The sequence below is a fragment of the Stenotrophomonas sp. C-A genome (assembly GCF_054030835.1).
Window position 1 is genome coordinate 1,138,891 of sequence record NZ_CM132916.1, and the last position, 19,352, is coordinate 1,158,242.

Below are 19,352 nucleotides of genomic sequence, written 5' to 3' on the forward strand. Positions count from 1 at the left end.
GGAATGGGCGAGAATCAACGTTCCTTTCGCTGCAGACTTCCCTTGCCGATGCCCAAGAAGATCCAAGCCCGCAAGTCCGCCATCCACGGCAACGGTGTGTTTTCCGTGGCCCCGATCAAGCAGGGCGAGCGCGTGATCCAGTACAAGGGCCTGCTGCGCAGCCACGGCGACGTTGATGCCGATGACAGCGGCGACGTTGAAAGTGGCCATACCTTCCTGTTCACCCTCAATGACGACTGGGTGATCGATGCCAACTACAAGGGCAATGACGCGCGCTGGATCAACCACAGCTGCGACCCGAACTGCGAGGCGGTGATCGAGGAAGACGAAGACGGCGACAGCCGTGGCGACAAGGTGTTCATCGAGGCGCTGCGTGACATCAAGCCAGGTGAGGAACTGACCTACAACTACGGCATCACCCTGGCCGAGCGTCATACCGCCAAGCTGAAGAAGATCTGGGAGTGCCGCTGCGGCTCGCCCAAGTGCACCGGCACCATGCTGCAGCCCAAGCGCTGACCGGTACCGGGGACTGCCGGCCACTGGCCGGCACTACCCGGAGGCTCTCCACCTGCCGTGCACGGCAGGGTCACCGCCGTGCAAGGGCCGTTCTTCCATTCTGTCGGCTCCCCCAACCGGAGTGCACCCATGGCAGAGCGATTGAAGGGCAAGCAGATTGCCATCCTGGCCACCCACGGCTTCGAACAGTCCGAATTGACCGAACCCAAGCGGCTGCTGGAAGCCGAGGGCGCGCGCGTCAGCGTGGTGTCGCCCGCAAAGGAGGCGACGATCAAGGGCTGGAAGGAGAAGAACTGGGGCGACGCCGTCGCGGTGGACATTCCGCTGGATGAAGCGGATCCGGCACGCTTCGATGCCTTGGTCCTGCCCGGAGGCGTCATCAATCCGGACACGCTGCGTACCGACGAGGTTGTACTCGGCTTCATCCGGGCAGTGGATGAAGCCGGCAAGCCTGTGGCGGCCATCTGCCACGGCCCGTGGTTGCTGATCAACAGCGGCCTTGCTGAGGGGCGCGACGTGACGTCCTGGCCGTCCCTGCAGCAGGATCTGGTCAACGCAGGTGCGAAATGGCGCGATACCGCGGTTGTGATCGATGGAAACCTGATCACCAGCCGCAAGCCGGACGACATTCCCGCCTTCAGTGAGGCGGTGGTCAAGGTACTTGCCGCCTGATGCGCTACGGGTAGTGCCGGCCAGCGGCCGGCACTACCTCATTTACCCAGCACGCCTGCCGGCACCAGGTTGCCCAGGTTCTGGTTGAAGGTGACCACCAGCTTGCCGTTCTTCACCTGTGCCGACTGCACCTGCAGTGCGCCGAGCAGGCCGGCCACGGCCGGGTCCAGCTTGTAGATCGGTTCGCGCTGGGCGTAGTCGCTCAGCCAGGCATTGAGCAGGCCGCGGGTGCGCGAATCGAGGCGACCGCCCTGGTTGGCCGGGGTGAAGTCATCCACGCTCGGCTGCTGCAGGTGGAAGCCCTGGGTCTGCGCGTCGTAGCGCAGGCCGCTGCTGAGCTTCACCGTTCCCAGCTTGGACGGGTTGCCACCGGCGGTGGCCAGTGCGACGTCCATGCCCAGGTTCAACCGTTCGCCGGCCGGAAGGCTCAGCTGCGGATGGCTCATGGTCAGGGCGATCAGGCCCCCCAGGGCGTCCTGGGTGCGCGGGAAGCTGCCATCGAGGTACTGCTGCACGTCGCTGGCACCGACCGACAGTTCGCGGCCGGAAATGGAAGGGGCGGCCTGGGCGCCGATCGCAGCAGCGATCAGCACGGTGGAGGCCGCGAGGCGGGTCATCAGGGAACGCAGGCGCATGGCGGTGACCGGTGAATGCGGAATGGATGGACCAAAGAGTAGCCTTGCCGGCTGAATCGCGCGTGCATGCCGCTGCAACGGTTCAGTCCAGCGATGGCCGCAGTTGCGCCGACTGGATCTGCCAGGCGCGGCCATCGCTGCTGGGCTGCACGCGGTACCAGCCGCCGAAGCGGAAGGTGCCCTCAGCGGTCACCGCGCGGATCTGCACCGGAACCTCCAGCAGCTGCGGTGGCTGGTGACCGTCGCGCGCGACCGGCAGTTCGCTGGTCAGGCGCAGGCTGCGCACGTCCGTGAGCTGGCGCAATGCGGCATCGTCGGCGCGTCGTGCATCGCTGGGCGGGAAGGTCCATGCGGCGTCGATGGCCTTGCGATCGCGATTGAGCAGGGCCATGACATAGGCATTGAGCATTCCCGCCGGCAGCTCGGCCTCGGCCGCGACGGCGGCAAACAGGGGATCGACATCGATGGCCTGCACGGCCGCTGCATCGCCTTCTGCGGCGGCCTGTGGCTTCGCGCGGGCAGCCGCCTCGGTCGTGGCCGGCGGAGCGGCATCCGCAGGATGAGGTTGCGATGGCGGCCGGGAACAGGCCAGCAGCACCAGCGGTGCGATCAGTATCAGGAACCTGCGCATGTCTGCCTCCTCCCCGAGGCGAACGGAAGGAGGCAGTGTATCGGCTGTGCCGCGATCAGCGGGAGGAGGGCAGCTGTTCCAGTGCATCCAGCGCCGGCAGCACCTGCGCGGCGATGGCGGCCAGGGCATGGCCTTCGGTTTCGGCGTGGCGCTGCACGATGTCGCGCAGCAGCTGGGTGGCGATCACCAGGGTCGCGCGCTCGTCGCCGCTGATGCCTGCGGTGCGCGGCGCCGCTTCCAGCAGGCGCATCAGGTCGCGGCTGGCGCGATGTTCCAGTTCGATGGTGCAGCGCCCGGTGCACTGCAACCCGTCCTTTTCGATGGGGGTCACCGAGATCCGGTAGCGGGTGGAGGGGCTGGCCATGAGGGGACGCTCGCCGTAGCTGTGGAGGATGTGCCCACCTTAGGCAAGGCCGTGCCCGGCGGCGATGGCCGGGGCTGCACGCAGTGTTCCACCTGGTACGTTCCGGGGCCGCAACGGACCACGCCCAGCCAATGGCGACGGGCCTGTACGCGCATTCCCGGGAATGCGGCAACGCTGTGTTGCGGGCTGTGGTTGGGACAAAAAAAACGGGACGGCCAGAGCCGTCCCGTCGGAATCCGCGTTGGGGCGCGCGCTTACAGCGCGGCGTCCTTCAGCTTCTTCAGCGGACGCACCTTCAGCTTGGTGGTGGCCGGCTTGGCAGCGAACCACTGCTCTTCCTTGGTGAACGGGTTGATGCCCTTGCGCTTCGGCTTGGCCGGCACATTGACGGTGGTGATCTTCAGCAGGCCCGGCAGGGTGAACGAGCCAGCGCCCTTCTTGTGCACCGAGGAGGCGACGGCGCTTTCCAGCGAGGCCAGCACAGCGCGGACGTCCTTGGCGATGACGCCGGAGGCTTCAGCGATGTGTGCAACCAGGCCGGACTTGGTCAGCACTTCCTTGATCGGCTTCGGAGCGGCCGGCTTGGCGGCTGCCTTCGTCGCGACTTTCTTCACTGCCTTCTTCGGGGCAGCCTTCTTAGCGGTCTTTGCCATGGTTTCCTGTTCCGTGAACGGTTGGTTGTTTGGTCGGCGCCGAACCCCGTCGGCAAGCGCAATGTAGGGCAACTCTCGGGCGCCGCCAATAGCCCGAAGCGCGGAAAGTGCATGTTTTTTCATATCCAGGCCGATTCAGTACATGGCCGGCAGTGGGGGATGGGGGTGTGGCAGCGCGCGCGATGGCCCGCGCCCGACCATCGTCGGAATGCGCGAAACCACTGAAAACAAGAGGGAAATGCGTTTCCGGTTGGCGAGGAAGTGTCCACGCGCCGGGTTCGGAAGACGACCTCCAGCGTGCGTCGGAGCGACGCAGGGCTAACGCCTCCCGTGCGAGGGTGACCGTTCATCACCGTCACGCAGGAGCAGCACATGGGAATCTCGCGACACGCCACCGCGCACTGGGAAGGCGATCTGAAGTCGGGCAAGGGGCAGTTGAGCACGCCGCAGAGTGGCCTGCTGGACAAGACCCGCTACGGCTTCAACAGCCGTTTCGGCGACGAAAAGGGCACCAATCCGGAAGAGCTGATCGCTGCCGCGCACGCCGGTTGTTTCACCATGGCGCTGTCGGCCAAGCTCGGCGAAGCCGGCTTTACCCCGACCTCGCTGGATACCGAAGCCAAGGTCGATCTGTCGCTGGAAGGCGGCCCGCAGCTGTCGCAGATCCGGCTGAAGGTGAAGGCGGTGGTGCCGGGCATCGACGCGACGCAGTTCCGTGCGATTGCCGATGACGCCAAGCAGAACTGCCCGGTGTCCAAGGCACTGAGCGCCGTGCCGATCAGCCTGGAAGCCGAGCTGGGCTGAGCCGGCGCATCTGTAGAGCCGAGCCCAGGCTCGGCTTCTGCAGGTCCCGTGATCTGGCCGAAGAACAGCCGAGCGTGGGCTCGGCTCTACAGTGTCCCTTTACCAATCGATGGTGCCGGTGATGACGGTCTGCACCTGGCCGCCCGACCAGACCTCGCCGTCCTCGTCGACCAGCAGCGTCAGGCGCGCATCGTGGCCCACTTCGCGGCCCTGGCTGACTTCGAACGGTGCGCGGCCGCGCGGCAGCGCATCGCGCAGGTCCAGCCATGCGGCCAGCACGGCGTTGGCGGCGCCGGAGGCGGCGTCTTCGAAGCGGCGTCCATTGCCGACGAAGGCACGTACCGCCAGGTCGAAGCCCTCGCTGCCATCGCTGAAGGCATAGGCGAACACGCCCATGCTGTCGGTGGACTCGGCCAGTGCGGCCACCGCATCCCAGTCCGGCTGCAGCGCGCGCAATGCGGCCTCATCGGCCACCTGCACCACCCACCAGCTGCGCCCGCCCTGCATGCGTGCCGGTGGCAGCGTGCCCAGCGGCCAGCCCTTCAGTGCGGCCTGCAGGCGAGGATCGGTCGCCTCGGCAGTCTCGGCCAGCTGCGCGCGCGGGGTGCGGATGGCGATGCGCTGCTGCGCGCCTTCACCGCTGACGCGCAGCGGCAGAGCACCGGCAATGCCGTCCTGCACCAGCACGCCCTCGACTGGTGTGGCGAGGCCCTTCTGAAGCACCGCATGCGCGGTACCGACGCTGGGGTGGCCGGCGAACGGCACTTCCTTCTGCGGGCTGAACATGCGCAGCCGGTAGCTGGCACCGGGTGCCTGCGGCGGAAACACGAAGGTGGTTTCGGGCAGCCGCGTCCAGCGGGCGATGGCCTGCATGCTGATGTCATCCAGGCCCTCGGCATCGAGTACCACGGCCAGCGGGTTACCGGCGCCGGCGCGCGGGGAGAACACGTCCAGCTGCAGGAAACGGCGGGTGGTCATAGGGGGCAAACTCCGTAGAACGAGAGGGGTACGGTAGCGCCGGGCCATGCCCGGCGTCCGTGTGCGGCGTTCGCCGGGCGTGGCCCGACGCTACCAATGGATGCTGCCGTCGATCACGCACTGCACCTGGCCGCCGATCCACACCGTGCCCTGCGCGTCGACCTGCACCTGCACGCGGCCATCGCGGCCCACTTCGCGGCCCTGGCTGGCCACGTAGCGGCCTTCTCGGCCGGGCAGGGCATCGCGCTGCCGCAGCCAGGCGCCGATCAGCGCATTGGCGCTGCCGGTCACCGGGTCTTCGGGTACGGCGGCCGCGTCAGCGGGGCAGAAGGCGCGCACCACGCGGGCGTGGTCGTCGCCGGGCTCGTCGGCGAACACGGCCAAGCCAGTAGCGTCGGTGGCCAAGCTCCAGTCGCGCAGGGCCGCCATGTCTGGCGCCAGTCCGCGCACGGCGGCGGCGTCGCGCAGCGGCAGCAGCCACCAGCGTGCACCGTTGTCCCACAGTTCGGGTACGTGCCCACAGGCAGCCAGCGCCAGCAGCTCCTTCGGCGCGGCGTCCGCGCTGGTGTCCAGTTGCCGCGCCGGGGGGCTGGCCAGCTGGATCTGCAGTGCCACGGCCGGACCGCTCACCCGTACCGGCAGCAACCCCGCCGCGCATTGCTGCAACAGGGCGCCGTCGCGCGGTTGCGCCAAGCCGCAGGTCACCGCCGCCCAGGCGGCGCCGACGCTGGGGTGGCCGGCAAACGCCAGCTCGCGGGTCGGGGTGAAAATGCGGATGTGGTAGTCGGCGCCCGGCGTGCTGGGGCGCAGGAAGAACACCGTCTCGGACAGGTTCAGCCAAGCGGCAAGGGCCTGCATCTGGCTACTTGAGAGCCCGTCGGCGTCCAGGACGACGCCCAGTGGGTTGCCGGTGCCGGGGCGGGGGGCGAAGACATCGAGCTGCAGGTAACGGAGGACGGCCATCTACGGTGATATTGCGCTTAGAATCAAAGGTTCCGCCCCCGAGGGCGGCTTCCCCACATTCTACATAGCCAATCCATGTCAGCTTCCCCCCTTGTCGATCGTTGGATCGTACTGAAGTTCGGCGGCACCTCGGTGTCGCGTCGTCATCGCTGGGACACGATCGGGAAGCTGGCGAAAAAACGTGCGGAAGAGACCGGCTCGCGCGTGCTGGTAGTGGTGTCGGCGCTGTCCGGGGTCACCAACGAACTGACCGCGATCGCCGATGGCGCGCCGGACAGCCGTGATCGCGTGGCGGCGCTGGTCGAGCGCCACGAGGGCTTCCTGGTTGAACTGGGCCTGGGCCGCGAAGTGCTGGCCGAGCGCCTGGCGGCGCTGCAGGGCCTGCTCGACGACGCGCGTGCGGCCACCCGTCCGCTGGACTGGCAGGCCGACGTGCTGGGCCAGGGCGAGCTGTTGTCCTCCACCCTGGGCGCGGCCTACCTGCACGCCTCGGGCCTGGACATGGGCTGGATGGATGCCCGGCAGTGGCTGGATGCGATGCCGCCGCAGCCGAACCAGAGCGACTGGTCGCAGCGCCTGTCGGTGAACTGCCAGTGGCGTGCGGATGCGGAGTGGATGCAGCGCTTCCGCGCGCAGCCGACCCGCCTGCTGATCACCCAGGGCTTCATCTCGCGGCATGCCGATGGCGGCACCGCCATCCTCGGCCGTGGTGGCTCGGATACCTCGGCGGCGTACTTCGGTGCGCTGCTCGGCGCCAGCCGCGTGGAGATCTGGACCGACGTGCCGGGCATGTTCAGCGCCAATCCGAAGGACGTGCCGGACGCGCGCCTGCTGACCCGCCTGGACTATTACGAAGCACAGGAAATCGCCACCACCGGCGCCAAGGTGCTGCACCCGCGCTCGATCAAGCCGTGCCGCGATGCCGGCGTGCCGATGGCCATCCTCGATACCGAGCGCCCGGAACTGCCGGGCACCAGCATCGATGGCAGCGCCGCACCGGTGCCGGGGGTGAAGGCGATCAGCCGCCGCAATGGCATCGTGCTGGTGTCGATGGAAGGCATCGGCATGTGGCAGCAGGTCGGCTTCCTGGCCGATGTGTTCAACCTGTTCAAGAAGCATGGCCTGTCGGTGGACCTGATCGGTTCGGCCGAAACCAACGTCACCGTGTCGCTGGACCCGTCCGAGAACCTGGTCAACACCGATGTGCTGGCCGCGCTGTCGGCCGACCTGTCGCAGATCTGCAAGGTGAAGGTGATCGTGCCGTGCGCGGCCATCACCCTGGTGGGCCGTGGCATGCGCTCGCTGCTGCACAAGCTGTCGGACGTGTGGGCCACCTTCGGCCGCGAGCGCGTGCACATGATCTCGCAGTCGTCCAACGACCTGAACCTGACCTTCGTCATCGACGAAGCCGATGCCGATGGCCTGTTGCCCGTGCTGCATGCCGAGCTGATCGACAGCGGTGCGATGCCGGTGGAAGAGACCGAGGTGTTCGGCCCGCGCTGGCGCGAAATCGCCGGCACCGTGCGCCCGCGTGGCACGCCGTGGTGGCGGGGCCAGCGTGCCCACCTGTTGCAGCTGGCTGATGCCGGTACGCCGCGCTACGTCTACCACCTGCCGACGGTGCGCGCCCGCGCCCGCGCGCTGGCCGCGATCAAGCCGATCGACCAGCGCTACTACGCGATCAAGGCCAACAGCCACCCGGCCATCCTGCAGCTGCTGGAAGCCGAAGGTTTCGGCCTGGAGTGCGTGTCGCACGGCGAGCTGAAGCATGTGTTCCAGCACCTGCCGGAACTGTCGCCCAAGCGCGTGCTGTTCACCCCCAGCTTCTGCCCGCGCAGCGAGTACGAGGCGGCGTTCGCGCTGGGCGTGACCGTGACCGTCGACAACGTCGAAGCGCTGCAGCGCTGGCCGGACCTGTTCCGCAACCGCGAGCTGTGGCTGCGTGTCGACCTGGGCCGTGGCGAAGGCCACCACGCCAAGGTCCGCACCGGCGGCAAGGAGTCCAAGTTCGGCCTGCCGATCGCCCGCGTCGACGAGTTCGTGCGCGCGGCCACCGACCTGGGCAGCCGCGTGGTCGGCCTGCATGCGCACCTGGGCAGTGGCGTGGAGACCGCGCAGCACTGGCGCCTGATGTGCGATGAGCTGGCCGGTTTCGCCCGCCGCATCGGCAGCGTGCAGACCATCGACATCGGTGGCGGACTGCCGATTCCGTATTCCGCCGAGGACGAGCCGTTCGACCTGGATGCCTGGGCCGCCGGCCTGGCCGAGGTCAAGGCGCTGCACCCGGCGTTCCGGCTTGCGATCGAGCCGGGCCGCTACCTGGTGGCCGAGTCCGGTGTGCTGCTGACCCATGTCACCCAGGTGGTGGAAAAGGAGGGCGTGCGCCGCGTCGGCCTGGATGCCGGCATGAATGCACTGATGCGCCCGGCGCTGTACGACGCCTGGCACGACATCGAGAACCTCAGCCGCCAGGGCGGTTACGCCGAAGCGGCATTCGATGTGGTCGGCCCGATCTGCGAATCCAGCGATGTGTTCGGCAAGCGCCGCAAGCTGCCGGTGTCGACCGCGCCGGACGATGTGATGCTGATCGCCGATGCCGGTGCCTACGGCTATTCGATGGCCAACACCTACAACCAGCGGATGCTGCCGCGCGAAGACGTGATCGAATGATCGCCGCGCGCGCCCTGCACCCGCCCACCGACACGCCCCGCGCCCTCGCGCGGGCCCGTGCCTGACCGGATACACCATGACTGCTTTCGACAAACACCAGGTTTCCCGCTTCCGCTTCGTCCGCTGCGAATTCGCTGCGGAAACCGGCGTGGCCAAGCTGGTCTACGCCTTCGATGACGGCCCGGAGATGGTGGAAACCATCACCGTGCCGGGCGCCCCGTTCGTGCTTGACGAGGCGCGTACCGCCGCCGTGCAGCGCGCGCTGCAGCTGCTGCACCTGATCGCCGGTGTCAGCTACTACAAGGCGGGCGTGCCGGAGACGGTCAGCATCGACAGCTACGCCATCGATGCCGATACCGCGGCGCTGGTGGAGACGGTCTACCTCAACGGCCTGGGCGAGTTCGCCTACCGCAACGGTCTGAACCTGCGCGGGCGCTTCCGCCTGCCGGTACAGGGCGAAGCGGCGCAGGCGCCGGTGCTGGGCCTGCAGGCGCATGCGCTGGTGGCCATTGGTGGCGGCAAGGATTCGCTGGTCAGCATCGAAGCGCTGCGGCGTGCCGGCGTGGACGAAACAGTGACCTGGATCGGTGGTTCGCAGCTGATCCGCGCCTGTGCCGAGCGCACCGGCCTGCCGACGCTGAACCTGGGCCGCGCGCTGGCGCCGGAACTGTTCGAGCTCAACCGCCAGGGCGCGTGGAACGGGCATATCCCGGTTACCGCGGTGAACTCGGCGATCATGGTGCTGGCCGCGCTGTTGCAGGGTGTGGATCAGGTGGTGTTCTCCAACGAGCGTTCGGCCAGCTACGGCAGCCAGATTCCGGGCACCGGCGAAGTGAACCACCAGTGGTCCAAGGGCTGGGCGTTCGAGCAGGCGTTCGGCAGCCACGTGCAGGCGCACGTCGCAGCGGACCTGCAGTACTACTCGCTGCTGCGCCCGATGTCGGAGCTGGCGGTGGCCCGCCAGTTCGCCAAGACCGATTTCTACGACGCGCATTTCTCCAGCTGCAACCGCAATTTCCACATCCTCGGCGAGCGCCCGGTGAACCGTTGGTGCGGCGTCTGCCCGAAGTGCCACTTCGTGTTCCTGGCGCTGGCCCCGTTCATGCCGAAGACGCGCCTGGTGCGCATCTTCGGCCGCAATCTGCTGGACGATGCCGAACAGGCCGGTGGCTTCGATGCGCTGCTGGAGTTCCAGGACCACAAGCCGTTCGAGTGCGTGGGCGAAGGCCGCGAATCGCGTGCGGCGATGGCGACCCTGGCGCAGCGCCCGGAGTGGAAGGAAGACGTGCTGGTGAAGCGCTTCTGCAACGAGATCCAGCCGCAGCTGGATGCCGCCGAACTGGAACTGGCGCCGCTGCTGCAGCTGCAGGGCGAGCACCGCGTTCCGGCTGCGCTGTGGGAACGGGTGCGTGAAGATTTCGACGCTTGAGGGAAAGCGCGTTGCGCTGTGGGGCTGGGGTCGTGAGGGCCGCGCCGCGTTTGCGGTGCTGCGTGAGCGCCTGCCAACGCTTGGCCTGAGCCTGTTCTGCCCGGCTGCTGAAGCCGAAGCCGCGCGTGCGGAAACGCAGGGCGCGCTGGACGTGCGTGGCGAACCCTCGGCCGAAGCGCTGGCCGCGTTCGATGTGGTGATCAAGTCGCCCGGCATCAGCCCTTACCAGCCGATCGCGCTGGCGGCGGCAGCGCAGGGCACCACCTTCATCGGCGGCACCGCGCTGTGGTTCGCCGAACACGCGGCCGACGATGGCATCGTGCACGACACCGTGTGCGTGACCGGCACCAAGGGCAAGAGCACCACCACCGCCTTGGTCGCGCACCTGCTGCGTGCCGCCGGCCATCGCACCGGCCTGGTCGGCAACATCGGCCTGCCGCTGCTGGAAGTGCTGGATCCGCAGCCGGCACCCGAGTATTGGGCGGTGGAACTGTCCAGTTACCAGACCGGTGAAGTGGCGCGCAGTGGCGCCCGCCCGCAGGTGGCGGTGGTACTGAACCTGTTCCCCGAACACCTGGACTGGCACGGCAGCGAACAACGTTACATCGAAGACAAGCTGCGGCTGGTGACTGAAGCTGCGCCGCGCATCGCCGTGCTCAATGCCGCCGATCCGCATCTGGCCGCGCTGTCGTTGCCCGATAGTGAGGTGGTCTGGTTCAACCAGCCGCAGGGGTGGCATATGCGGGGCGACATCGTGCATCGCGGCGAGCAGCCGGTGTTCGATACCCGTAACACGCCGCTGCCGGGCCGCCACAACCGCGGCAACCTGTGCGCGGTGCTGGCCGCGCTGGAGGCGCTGGGCCTGGATTCGGTGGCGCTGGCACCGGCGGTGCAGGATTTCCGCCCGCTGCCGAACCGCCTGCAGCGGATTGGCGTGGCCGATGGCCTGACCTACGTCAACGATTCGATCAGCACCACGCCGCATGCCAGCCTGGCCGCGCTGGAATGCTTCGCCGGGCAGCGCATCGCGCTGCTGGTGGGCGGGCATGACCGCGGCCTGGACTGGACCGATTTCATGCAGCACATGGCGCACGACGTGCCGCCGGTGGAGATTGTGACCATGGGCAGCAACGGCCCGCGCATCCACGCGATGCTGCAGCCGCTGGCCGATGCCGGTCGCTTCGGCCTGCACGCCGCCGGCGACCTGCCCGAGGCGATGGCGCTTGCACGCGCGGCGCTGGGTGCGCAGGGCGGGGTGGTGCTGCTGTCGCCGGGCGCGCCCAGTTTTGGTGCCTATCGCGATTACGTGGCGCGTGGCCGCCATTTTGCCGAGCTGGCCGGTTTCGACCCGGAGAGCATCAGCGCGATTCCCGGGCTGGGTATCGCCTGAGGGTAGTTCCGGCCGCTGGCCGGCAACCCAGCGGGGAATTCATCCACCCATGGCGTGGATCTACTGGTCTTCGTCGATGAACGCGTAATCGCCATCGATCAGCTGCTGCAGGTACGCATCGAAGCTCGGTGCGATCACCGCGTAGCTGTCCGGATCGTGCAGGTAGCGCACCACCTGGCCGACGGTGCCGCCCGGTGCCGGATCGAATTCCAGATACAGCATCGAGGTGCCACCGTTGTTCATGCAGTGCGAGAAACACAGCCGGCGGCTCATCGGCAGATCCGCATCGATGCCCTCGCCGAGAATCTCCGGTTCGTCATCCAGCCACTCTTCGTAGATGGAACGGATGCTGTCGTCCCACCGCTGCTGGTCCTCGAAGATCTGCGCGACCGATCGCAGGTAGTACGGATAGCCGCCGTCCTCGACATCCGAGCCGAGCATCAGCACGCAGACCTTGCCCGCGGGGTACTCCCGGTAGTGGGTGCCATCCACGCGCGACAGCAGCTCCACCAGGCTGTCCGGCACCTGCGGCCACTGCGCCCGCAGGCGTTGCAGGTCTTCGGCGCTTGCGCCCTGCACGTGGGCCCATTGCGGGGCATCGTCAGCAGGCAGGCGCGGGATCAGGCCAGACAGAAAGCGATCAACAAGATTCATGCGAAAAAAGGGGACGGAGGGGATTAAGTCGTATCCAACCACACCTGCGTCACGCCGCCAATGCAGAATGCGACGCGGGAGGGGCGATTACGGCTTAATCCCCTCCGTCCCCTTTTTCTTGCGGAGCAGGCGCATGAATCGTTGGCGATGCGGTGTGGCGGTGATCCTGGGGCTGGCGGCGATGCCGGCGTGGGCGGCGATGAAGACGCAGCCGGTGGAATGGAAACACCAGGGCACGACCTTCAGTGGCGTGCTGGTCTATGACGACGGCGAGCATGACAAGCGCCCTGGCCTGGTGATGGTGCCGAACTGGAAGGGCGTGAACGAATCGGCCATCGAGAAGGCCAAGCAGCTGGCCGGTGACGACTACGTGGTGCTGGTGGCCGATGTCTACGGCAAGGGCGTGCGGCCGAAGACCGATGCCGAGGCCGGGCCGGTGGCGACCAAGCTGCGCAACGACCGGCCGTTGCTGCGTGCCCGCGCGCTGGAGGCGGTGAACGTGCTCAAGGCGCAGGCCGGCAAGGTGCCGCTGGATGCCAGCCGGATCGGCGCGGTGGGCTTCTGTTTTGGCGGCACCACGGTGCTGGAGCTGGCCCGGGCCGGTGCGCCGCTGGCCGGTGTGGTGAGCCTGCACGGTGGATTGGGCTCGCCGTTGCCGGCGCAGGCCGGTGGCAGCCATCCGTCGGTGCTGGTGCTCAATGGCGCCGACGACAAGAGCGTGACCGCCGAGGACATCGCCGGTTTCCAGAAGGAAATGAACGCGGCCAAGGTCGATTGGGAGTTCACCAACTACAGTGGTGCGGTGCACTGCTTTGCCGAGCGCGATGCCAACAGTCCGCCGGGCTGCCAGTACAACGAACGGGCGGCCAAGCGCGCGTGGAAGGCGCTGGATGAGTTCTTCGAGGAGCGGTTCCGGTAAACAAAGGCGTGCCGACCAAGGTTGGCACCCACCGATGTTCCAGTGCCGACCAATGGTCGGCATCCACCCACAGCCACGGTAGGTGCCGACCGTTGGTCGGCACACCTCAACCGATCAATGCGAGCGCTGCACCGCGTAGCGGGCCAGGCCGCGCAGGGCGGCGACCGCGTCGTTGTCGCCCAGGCCATCGAGCGCGCGCTCGGCGGCCTCAGCGTATTCCTCTGCACGCGCGCGGCTGTACTCCAGGCCGCCGGTGGCGCGGATCGCGGCCAGCACTTCCGGCATCGCCGAGGCATCGCCGTCCTGCACGATGGTGCGCAGGCGCTCACGGGTGGCGTCGTCGGAGTGCGCCATCGCGTGGATCAGCGGCAGCGTCGCCTTGCCTTCGGCCAGATCATCGCCCAGGTTCTTGCCCAGCTCGTCGGCGTTGGCCGAGTAGTCCAGCACGTCGTCGGCGATCTGGAACGCGTAGCCCAGGTGCATGCCGTAGTCGAACAGGGCCTGTTGCTTGGCTTCGTCCACGCCACTGGCCAGCGCGCCCAGGCGGGTGCCGGCGGCGAACAGCACCGCGGTCTTGCGCTCGATCACGCGGAGGTACGCGGCTTCGTCGGTATCGGGGTTGTGCACGTGCAGCAGCTGCAACACCTCACCCTCAGCGATGCGGTTGGTGGCATCGGCCAGGATCTGCATCACCGACATGCGCTCCAGTTCGACCATCAGCTGGAAGCTGCGCGAGTACAGGAAGTCGCCGACCAGCACGCTCGGTGCATTGCCCCAGAGCGCGTTGGCGGTGCTGCGGCCACGGCGCAGGCTGGATTCGTCCACCACGTCGTCATGCAGCAGGGTGGAGGTGTGGATGAACTCGATGATTGCCGCCAGCTGGTGGTGATCCGGGCCGGCCTGGCCGACCGCATGGCCGGCCAGCATGACCAGCATCGGGCGCAGGCGCTTGCCGCCGGCGGAAATGATGTGATCGGCGATCTGGTTGATCAGCACGACGTCCGAGGACAGCCGGCGCCGGATCAGGGCGTCGACGGCGGCCATGTCGGCCGCAGCAAGCGACTGGATCTGGGGCAGGCCCAGGGCGGGACGGGTGTCTTCGGTGATGGTCATGCGATCAGGCTTTCAGGCTCGCCGTTGATTATAGGCGTTGCCCGTGAACTCCGGGCGCAAACCGGACTGGCACGCCGCTGCGGCGTGGTCACGCCAGCGGCCAGCGTGAATACGTATGCAGGCTGCGCCATGCCCCGGAGGCCACCGCTAAGCTTGCCGGAACAGGATTTCGGCCCGCTTCCGGTGGGCCCTGCATGCCCGGAGGGGGGCTGTCGATGTCGCACTATCCATGGTGGCGCGGAGCCGTCATCTACCAGATCTACCCGCGCAGCTACCTCGATGCCAACGGCGACGGGGTGGGTGACCTGCCGGGCATCATCGAGCGGCTGGACCACATCGCCGCGCTGGGCGTGGACGCGATCTGGATTTCGCCGTTCTTCAAGTCCCCCATGGCCGACTTCGGCTACGACATCGCCGACTACCGCGACGTCGACCCGCTGTTCGGCAGCCTGGACGACTTCGACCGGCTGCTGGCCAAGGCCCACGGCCTGGGCCTGAAGGTGATGATCGACCAGGTGCTGAGCCATACCTCGATCGAGCACGCCTGGTTCCGCGAGAGCCGCCAGGACCGCAGCAATCCGAAGGCCGACTGGTACGTGTGGGCCGATCCGCGCGAGGACGGCACCCCGCCCAACAACTGGCTGTCGCTGTTCGGCGGCGGCGCCTGGCAGTGGGAGCCGCGCCGTGAGCAGTACTACCTGCACAACTTCCTGGTCGACCAGCCGGACCTGAACTTCCACCACCCGGACGTGCAGCAGGCCACCCTGGACAACGTGCGCTTCTGGCTGGACCGCGGCGTGGACGGCTTCCGCCTGGACGCCATCAATTTCTGCTTCCACGACGCGCAGCTGCGCGACAACCCGCCAAAGCCCGCCGACAAGCGCGTGGGCCGCGGCTTCAGCCCGGACAACCCGTACGCGTACCAGTACCACTACTACAACAACACCCAGCCGGAGAACCTGCCCTTCCTGGAGCGCCTGCGCGCGCTGCTGGACGAGTACCCGGGCGCGGTGAGCCTGGGCGAGATATCCTCGGAGGACTCGCTGGCCACCACCGCCGAGTACACCCGGGACGGCCGCCTGCACATGGGCTACAGCTTCGAACTGCTGGTGGACGACTACAGCGCGGCCTACATCCGCGACACGGTCTCCCGCCTGGAAGCGGCGATGACCGAAGGCTGGCCGTGCTGGGCGGTGTCGAATCACGACGTGGAGCGGGCGGTCAGCCGTTGGGGCGGGCACCCGGCTGACCCGCGGCTGGCGCGGATGCTGGTGGCGCTGCTGTGCTCGCTGCGCGGCTCGGTGTGCCTGTACCAGGGCGAGGAGCTGGGCCTGGCTGAGGCCGAGGTGCCGTTCGAGGCGCTGCAGGACCCCTATGGCATCACCTTCTGGCCGAACTTCAAGGGCCGCGACGGCTGCCGCACCCCGTTGCCGTGGACTGATGCGCCGCTGGCCGGTTTCACCACGGGCCAGCCGTGGCTGCCGATCCCGGCCGAGCACCGCGCCGCGGCCGTGGCGGTGCAGGAGCGCGACCCGGGCTCGGTCCTGGCCGCATTCCGGGGGTTCCTGGCCTGGCGGCATAGCCAGCCGGCGCTCCTGCATGGCAGCATCCGGTTCATCGAAAGCGCCGAGCCAGTGCTGCTGTTCGAGCGTATGCTTGCAGATGAAACCCTCCTGCTGGCCTTCAACCTGTCGGCCGAGGCGGTGAGCCATCCGCTGCCGCCGGGCAACTGGCAGCAGGTGGAGGTACCGGGCCCGGATGCGGGCACGGTGCAGGGCAATGAACTCCAGCTGCCGCCGCGCGCGGTGTATTGCGCCCGACGCAGCTGACCGTTTTCTCCGGTGGCGGTACTTGCGGGGACGGGGCCGAAGCGCCCCGTCCCTTTTTTGTGGGTGGGCCTGGCCGACCAACGGCCGGCATCCGCGCAGAAGAAAACCCGCTGCCTGCGCAGCGGGTTTCCGGTCCTGCTTTCCATGGGTTGCCGGCCAGCGGCCGGCACTACCCGGTGGTGATCAGAACTTGTAGTTCACGCCCAGCATGTAGGTGCGGCCCCACTCGATGTACTCCAGCGGGCGGTCCTTGCTGCCGGCATAGGTGCGGTACGGCTCGTTGGTCAGGTTGCTACCCTGCAGCAGCAGGGTCAGGCCACGCAGGGCGCTGCTGTCGCTGAAGGTGTAGCTGACCTGTGCATCGGTCACGTTCTCGCCCACCACGTAACGCAGCGTGCGGTTGCCGTTGAAGTTGCCGATTTCACCAATGAAGTCCGAGCGGCGGCGCTGGCTCACGCGTGCTTCAAAGCCACTGCGCTCGTAGTAGGCGGTGAAGTTGTACACGCGCTTGGACAGGCCGGGAAGGCTGATCGGGTCACTGCCCACGCTGGAGGCGCTTTCCGGATCCAGGATGGTGATGTCGCTCTTGTTGAAGGTCGCGCTGGCCTGCACGCCGAAGCCACGCAGGCTGTCGGTCAGCATCTCCAGCGGGAACGACCCGGTCAGCTCCAGCCCCTTCAACGTGCCGCCCTTGCCGTTCTGCGGCGTGGAGAAGGTGCCGGTGGTCAGCACCGGTGCGGTCATGCCCGGCGGCGGCACGTAATTGCCCAGCAGGCCGCTGAAGTCATAGTTGTCCACCGACTGCGTGTAGACGTAGCTCTTCAGGTCCTTGTAGAAGATCGCCGCAGCCACGTAGGCCTTCTCGCCGAAGTACTTCTCATAGGACAGATCCAGCGCGGTCGCGCGCCACGGATCCAGCAGCGGATTGCCGCCGCTGCCACCGGGGCGGCCGTTGTTGGTATCCACACCGAATTCCAGGCCGGCACGCATCTGGTCCACGCGCGGGCGCGCGACCTGCTTGGCGGCGGCGAAGCGCAGCGTCTGCTGGTGCGGGAACATGAACACCAGGTTCAAGCTCGGCAGCCAATCCTTGTAGGTCTTGCCGGCAGAGAAGGGCTGGATGTTGCTGCCCACCGGCTGCGAGCTGTCCCAGTAGCGCGAATCCGAGCTCTGGTCGGTGTGCTGCATCTGCACGCCGATATTGCCGCGCACGCCGACCACGCCGATGTCGGTGTTGATGTTCAGGCGTGCCCACGCGGTGGTGATCTTCTCCTCGACCGTCCACGACTTGGGAATCAGGTAGTCCAGATTGTCGACCGGGTTGAAGGTCATGTAGCGCCCCACCGCTGCCGGCACGTTCCACGAGGGGATGTAGCCGATGCCGGCGAAGCCGAGGTTGACCGGGCGGTACTGCAGGTCCGGGGCAATGGTGGATTCGCCTTGGGCGCCGAGCAGGATGTTGCCTTCGGCCTGGGCCTTCTGCTTGCGGCGGTCGGCATAGTTCACGCCCACGTCCACATCCGAGAACCAGCTGGACATGGCCTCGGGAACCGGCAGCGTCGCCGCCAGCTTGGCGCCCTTCAAGCGGTCTTCGACCTCCGGCACCTTGCCGTAGCCGGAACCATAGATCGTATTGGTCAGGAACAGGCTGCCCGGATTGGAGTAGTCACGCCCCGGCGTGATCTGCGAGAAGCTGTTGTTGTTCACCACCAGGCCGATCGTGTCGAACTGCGGGCGCGGCACCAGCTGCAGGTTGTTTTCCAGGTTGATCTCGCGGCGGGTTGCCTTCGAGTAGTTCAGGTCGGCGACCAGCTTCACGCCGCCGACGTTGAACTCGTTGTTCCAGCCGAACGCGTCGATCTTGTCCTTGCGCTTGTTGTACATGCCGCGGACCAGCGGGTATGCATTGCTGATCGTGCCACCGGTGAAGCTGCCATCGGCATTGCGGCCGACATTGCTGAACACCGGCAGGATCGCGTTGGGATTGTTGCTGTCCTCGCCATTGCCACTGAGGCTCAGCTCGAACTGGTTGGCGGTGTCGATCTGCTCGGCTTCGGTGTGGAACGCGTCGAAGGTGCTGGTCCAGCTGTTGCTCGGACGGAACTGGATCGTCGCCATCACGCCGTCGCGCTTGTTGTTGCCGGTACGGCGCAGTGCCTTGATGCCATCGGTGAAGTAGGTGCCTGGCGCGATTCCGCGACGCTCGCCCTTGTCGGTGTGCTCGGTGGTCCAGGGCTCGTAGAGGCCGACCTGGTTCTCCTGGATCGGCATGTCGCTGTGCGCGTAACCGATGGCGATGCCCAGGGTGTTGTCGAAGAACTGGTCGATGTAGCTGGCACTGAAACGATTGCCGTACGGATCGATGTTGGCGGCGCGGCCCAGGGAGCTCTTCTGATAGCGGCCGCTGACCGCGATCACGCGCTCGCCGAAGCTGAGCGGGCGTGCGGTCTGCATGTCGATGGTGCCCGACAGGCCCTGGCCGACCAGCGCCGCGTCCGGGGTCTTGTAGACGGTCACGCCGTTGACCAGCTCGGACGGATACTGGTCGAACTCGACACCGCGGTTGTCGCCGGTGCTGACCACTTCACGGCCATTGAGCAGGGTGGTGGCGAAGTCGGGTGACAGGCCGCGCACGCTGATCACCTGCGCACGGCCGGCAACGCGCTGGGCGGCCAGGCCGGGCAGGCGCGAGATGGATTCGGCGATGCTGACGTCGGGCAGCTTGCCGATGTCTTCGGCGGAAATCGCCTCGACCACCGAGGTGGCGTCCTGCTTGATCGCGATCGCGTTCTCGATGCCGCGGCGGATGCCGGTGACCTGCACCGTATCCAGGTTGGTGGCGGCGGTGGCGGCCGGCGTGGTGGTGCTCTGCGTGGACTGTGCCGACGCCAGCGTCGGCGCCAGGACAACGGCCAGCGCGATGCTCAGCGCGCTGCGCTTGTGGTTCAACATTTTCCCCTCCCAGGCAATGTTGCAGATCGATTCGTGAACGTCCCGGAGTGACCGTGGACGTGCGACGCGGTGGCCGCTGTCGTCGCCGCTATGGTAGGCAGCGCGTTCTTCGCGGGAATCACCCTGCATACGTATTCAATGGCGTTTGCAGGGGTGTAATCGCTTTCAGGTGCATCGTTC

Annotated in this window: 17 protein-coding genes; 8 read left to right on the top strand and 9 right to left on the bottom strand. The window is 67.3% G+C overall.

Annotated features, from left to right (window positions below; translation table 11 throughout):
* The first annotated feature begins 48 nt into the window (after positions 1–48).
* Both ACW5IY_RS05385 and ACW5IY_RS05390 read left to right on the top strand, forming a co-directional pair.
* Positions 49–516, top strand: a complete 468-nt coding sequence (locus tag ACW5IY_RS05385) for an SET domain-containing protein (RefSeq protein ID WP_029550719.1) — start codon at positions 49–51, stop codon at positions 514–516.
* Between the two features lie 129 nt (positions 517–645).
* The gene (locus ACW5IY_RS05390; protein ID WP_049434501.1) at positions 646–1,188 is read left to right on the top strand and encodes a type 1 glutamine amidotransferase domain-containing protein; all 543 of its coding nucleotides are present in this window, start codon (positions 646–648) and stop codon (positions 1,186–1,188) included.
* A 38-nt stretch (positions 1,189–1,226) separates the two neighbouring features.
* Here ACW5IY_RS05390 and ACW5IY_RS05395 read toward each other — a convergent pair whose 3' ends face one another.
* From ACW5IY_RS05395 to ACW5IY_RS05410, 4 genes are all read right to left on the bottom strand, one after another.
* Entirely contained in the window at positions 1,227–1,823 is a 597-nt protein-coding gene (locus ACW5IY_RS05395; protein WP_049413438.1) for a DUF1439 domain-containing protein, read from the bottom strand.
* A gap of 82 nt (positions 1,824–1,905) precedes the next feature.
* Complete coding sequence (locus tag ACW5IY_RS05400; protein ID WP_049434503.1) at positions 1,906–2,454, bottom strand: hypothetical protein; 549 nt, start codon at positions 2,452–2,454, stop codon at positions 1,906–1,908.
* A 55-nt stretch (positions 2,455–2,509) separates the two neighbouring features.
* The gene (locus ACW5IY_RS05405; protein WP_010483541.1) at positions 2,510–2,818 is read right to left on the bottom strand and encodes a DUF3861 family protein; all 309 of its coding nucleotides are present in this window, start codon (positions 2,816–2,818) and stop codon (positions 2,510–2,512) included.
* 254 nt (positions 2,819–3,072) lie between these two features.
* Entirely contained in the window at positions 3,073–3,471 is a 399-nt protein-coding gene (locus ACW5IY_RS05410) for an HU family DNA-binding protein (protein ID WP_010483539.1), read from the bottom strand.
* 372 nt (positions 3,472–3,843) lie between these two features.
* Here ACW5IY_RS05410 and ACW5IY_RS05415 point away from each other — a divergent pair, with 372 nt between their 5' ends.
* Entirely contained in the window at positions 3,844–4,275 is a 432-nt protein-coding gene (locus ACW5IY_RS05415; protein ID WP_005408443.1) for an OsmC family protein, read from the top strand.
* Positions 4,276–4,374: 99 nt separating this feature from the next.
* On the opposite strand, the gene ACW5IY_RS05420 is transcribed toward ACW5IY_RS05415, so the two are convergent.
* Together ACW5IY_RS05420 and ACW5IY_RS05425 are read right to left on the bottom strand one after the other, a co-directional pair.
* A complete protein-coding gene (locus ACW5IY_RS05420; RefSeq protein WP_049434505.1) occupies positions 4,375–5,253 on the bottom strand; it encodes a PhzF family phenazine biosynthesis protein in 879 nt (292 codons plus the stop codon).
* Between the two features lie 90 nt (positions 5,254–5,343).
* Positions 5,344–6,216 (bottom strand): PhzF family phenazine biosynthesis protein, encoded by an 873-nt coding sequence (locus ACW5IY_RS05425; protein WP_049486714.1) that lies wholly within the window; start codon positions 6,214–6,216, stop codon positions 5,344–5,346.
* Between the two features lie 75 nt (positions 6,217–6,291).
* On the opposite strand from ACW5IY_RS05425, the gene ACW5IY_RS05430 reads away from it, so the two are divergent.
* The 3 genes from ACW5IY_RS05430 (at position 6,292) to murD (ending at position 11,705) form a co-directional block, all read left to right on the top strand.
* Positions 6,292–8,886 (top strand): bifunctional aspartate kinase/diaminopimelate decarboxylase, encoded by a 2,595-nt coding sequence (locus tag ACW5IY_RS05430; protein WP_049434507.1) that lies wholly within the window; start codon positions 6,292–6,294, stop codon positions 8,884–8,886.
* A 76-nt stretch (positions 8,887–8,962) separates the two neighbouring features.
* Positions 8,963–10,315 (top strand): UDP-N-acetyl-alpha-D-muramoyl-L-alanyl-L-glutamate epimerase, encoded by a 1,353-nt coding sequence (gene murL / locus ACW5IY_RS05435; RefSeq protein ID WP_049434509.1) that lies wholly within the window; start codon positions 8,963–8,965, stop codon positions 10,313–10,315.
* A complete protein-coding gene (gene murD, locus ACW5IY_RS05440) occupies positions 10,296–11,705 on the top strand; it encodes a UDP-N-acetylmuramoyl-L-alanine--D-glutamate ligase (protein ID WP_049434510.1) in 1,410 nt (469 codons plus the stop codon). Before murL ends, murD begins: the two co-directional genes overlap by 20 nt.
* A 60-nt stretch (positions 11,706–11,765) precedes the next feature.
* Here the strand turns inward: murD and ACW5IY_RS05445 are convergent, their stop codons facing one another.
* On the bottom strand, positions 11,766–12,359 hold the full coding sequence (locus ACW5IY_RS05445; protein WP_049434512.1) for an SMI1/KNR4 family protein: 594 nt from the start codon (positions 12,357–12,359) through the stop codon (positions 11,766–11,768).
* A gap of 133 nt (positions 12,360–12,492) precedes the next feature.
* Here ACW5IY_RS05445 and ACW5IY_RS05450 point away from each other — a divergent pair, with 133 nt between their 5' ends.
* Positions 12,493–13,278 carry a dienelactone hydrolase family protein gene (locus tag ACW5IY_RS05450; RefSeq protein ID WP_049434513.1) on the top strand — a complete coding sequence of 262 codons (786 nt, stop codon included), beginning with the start codon at positions 12,493–12,495 and terminating at the stop codon, positions 13,276–13,278.
* 114 nt (positions 13,279–13,392) lie between these two features.
* Here ACW5IY_RS05450 and ACW5IY_RS05455 read toward each other — a convergent pair whose 3' ends face one another.
* Positions 13,393–14,391: a polyprenyl synthetase family protein gene (locus ACW5IY_RS05455; RefSeq protein ID WP_010483521.1), complete on the bottom strand. Its 999-nt coding sequence runs from the start codon at positions 14,389–14,391 to the stop codon at positions 13,393–13,395.
* Positions 14,392–14,606: 215 nt separating this feature from the next.
* Here ACW5IY_RS05455 and ACW5IY_RS05460 point away from each other — a divergent pair, with 215 nt between their 5' ends.
* Positions 14,607–16,220 (top strand): alpha-glucosidase family protein, encoded by a 1,614-nt coding sequence (locus tag ACW5IY_RS05460; RefSeq protein ID WP_049434515.1) that lies wholly within the window; start codon positions 14,607–14,609, stop codon positions 16,218–16,220.
* A gap of 183 nt (positions 16,221–16,403) precedes the next feature.
* On the opposite strand, the gene ACW5IY_RS05465 is transcribed toward ACW5IY_RS05460, so the two are convergent.
* A complete protein-coding gene (locus ACW5IY_RS05465) occupies positions 16,404–19,172 on the bottom strand; it encodes a TonB-dependent receptor (RefSeq protein WP_049434674.1) in 2,769 nt (922 codons plus the stop codon).
* Positions 19,173–19,352: the final 180 nt, after the last annotated feature.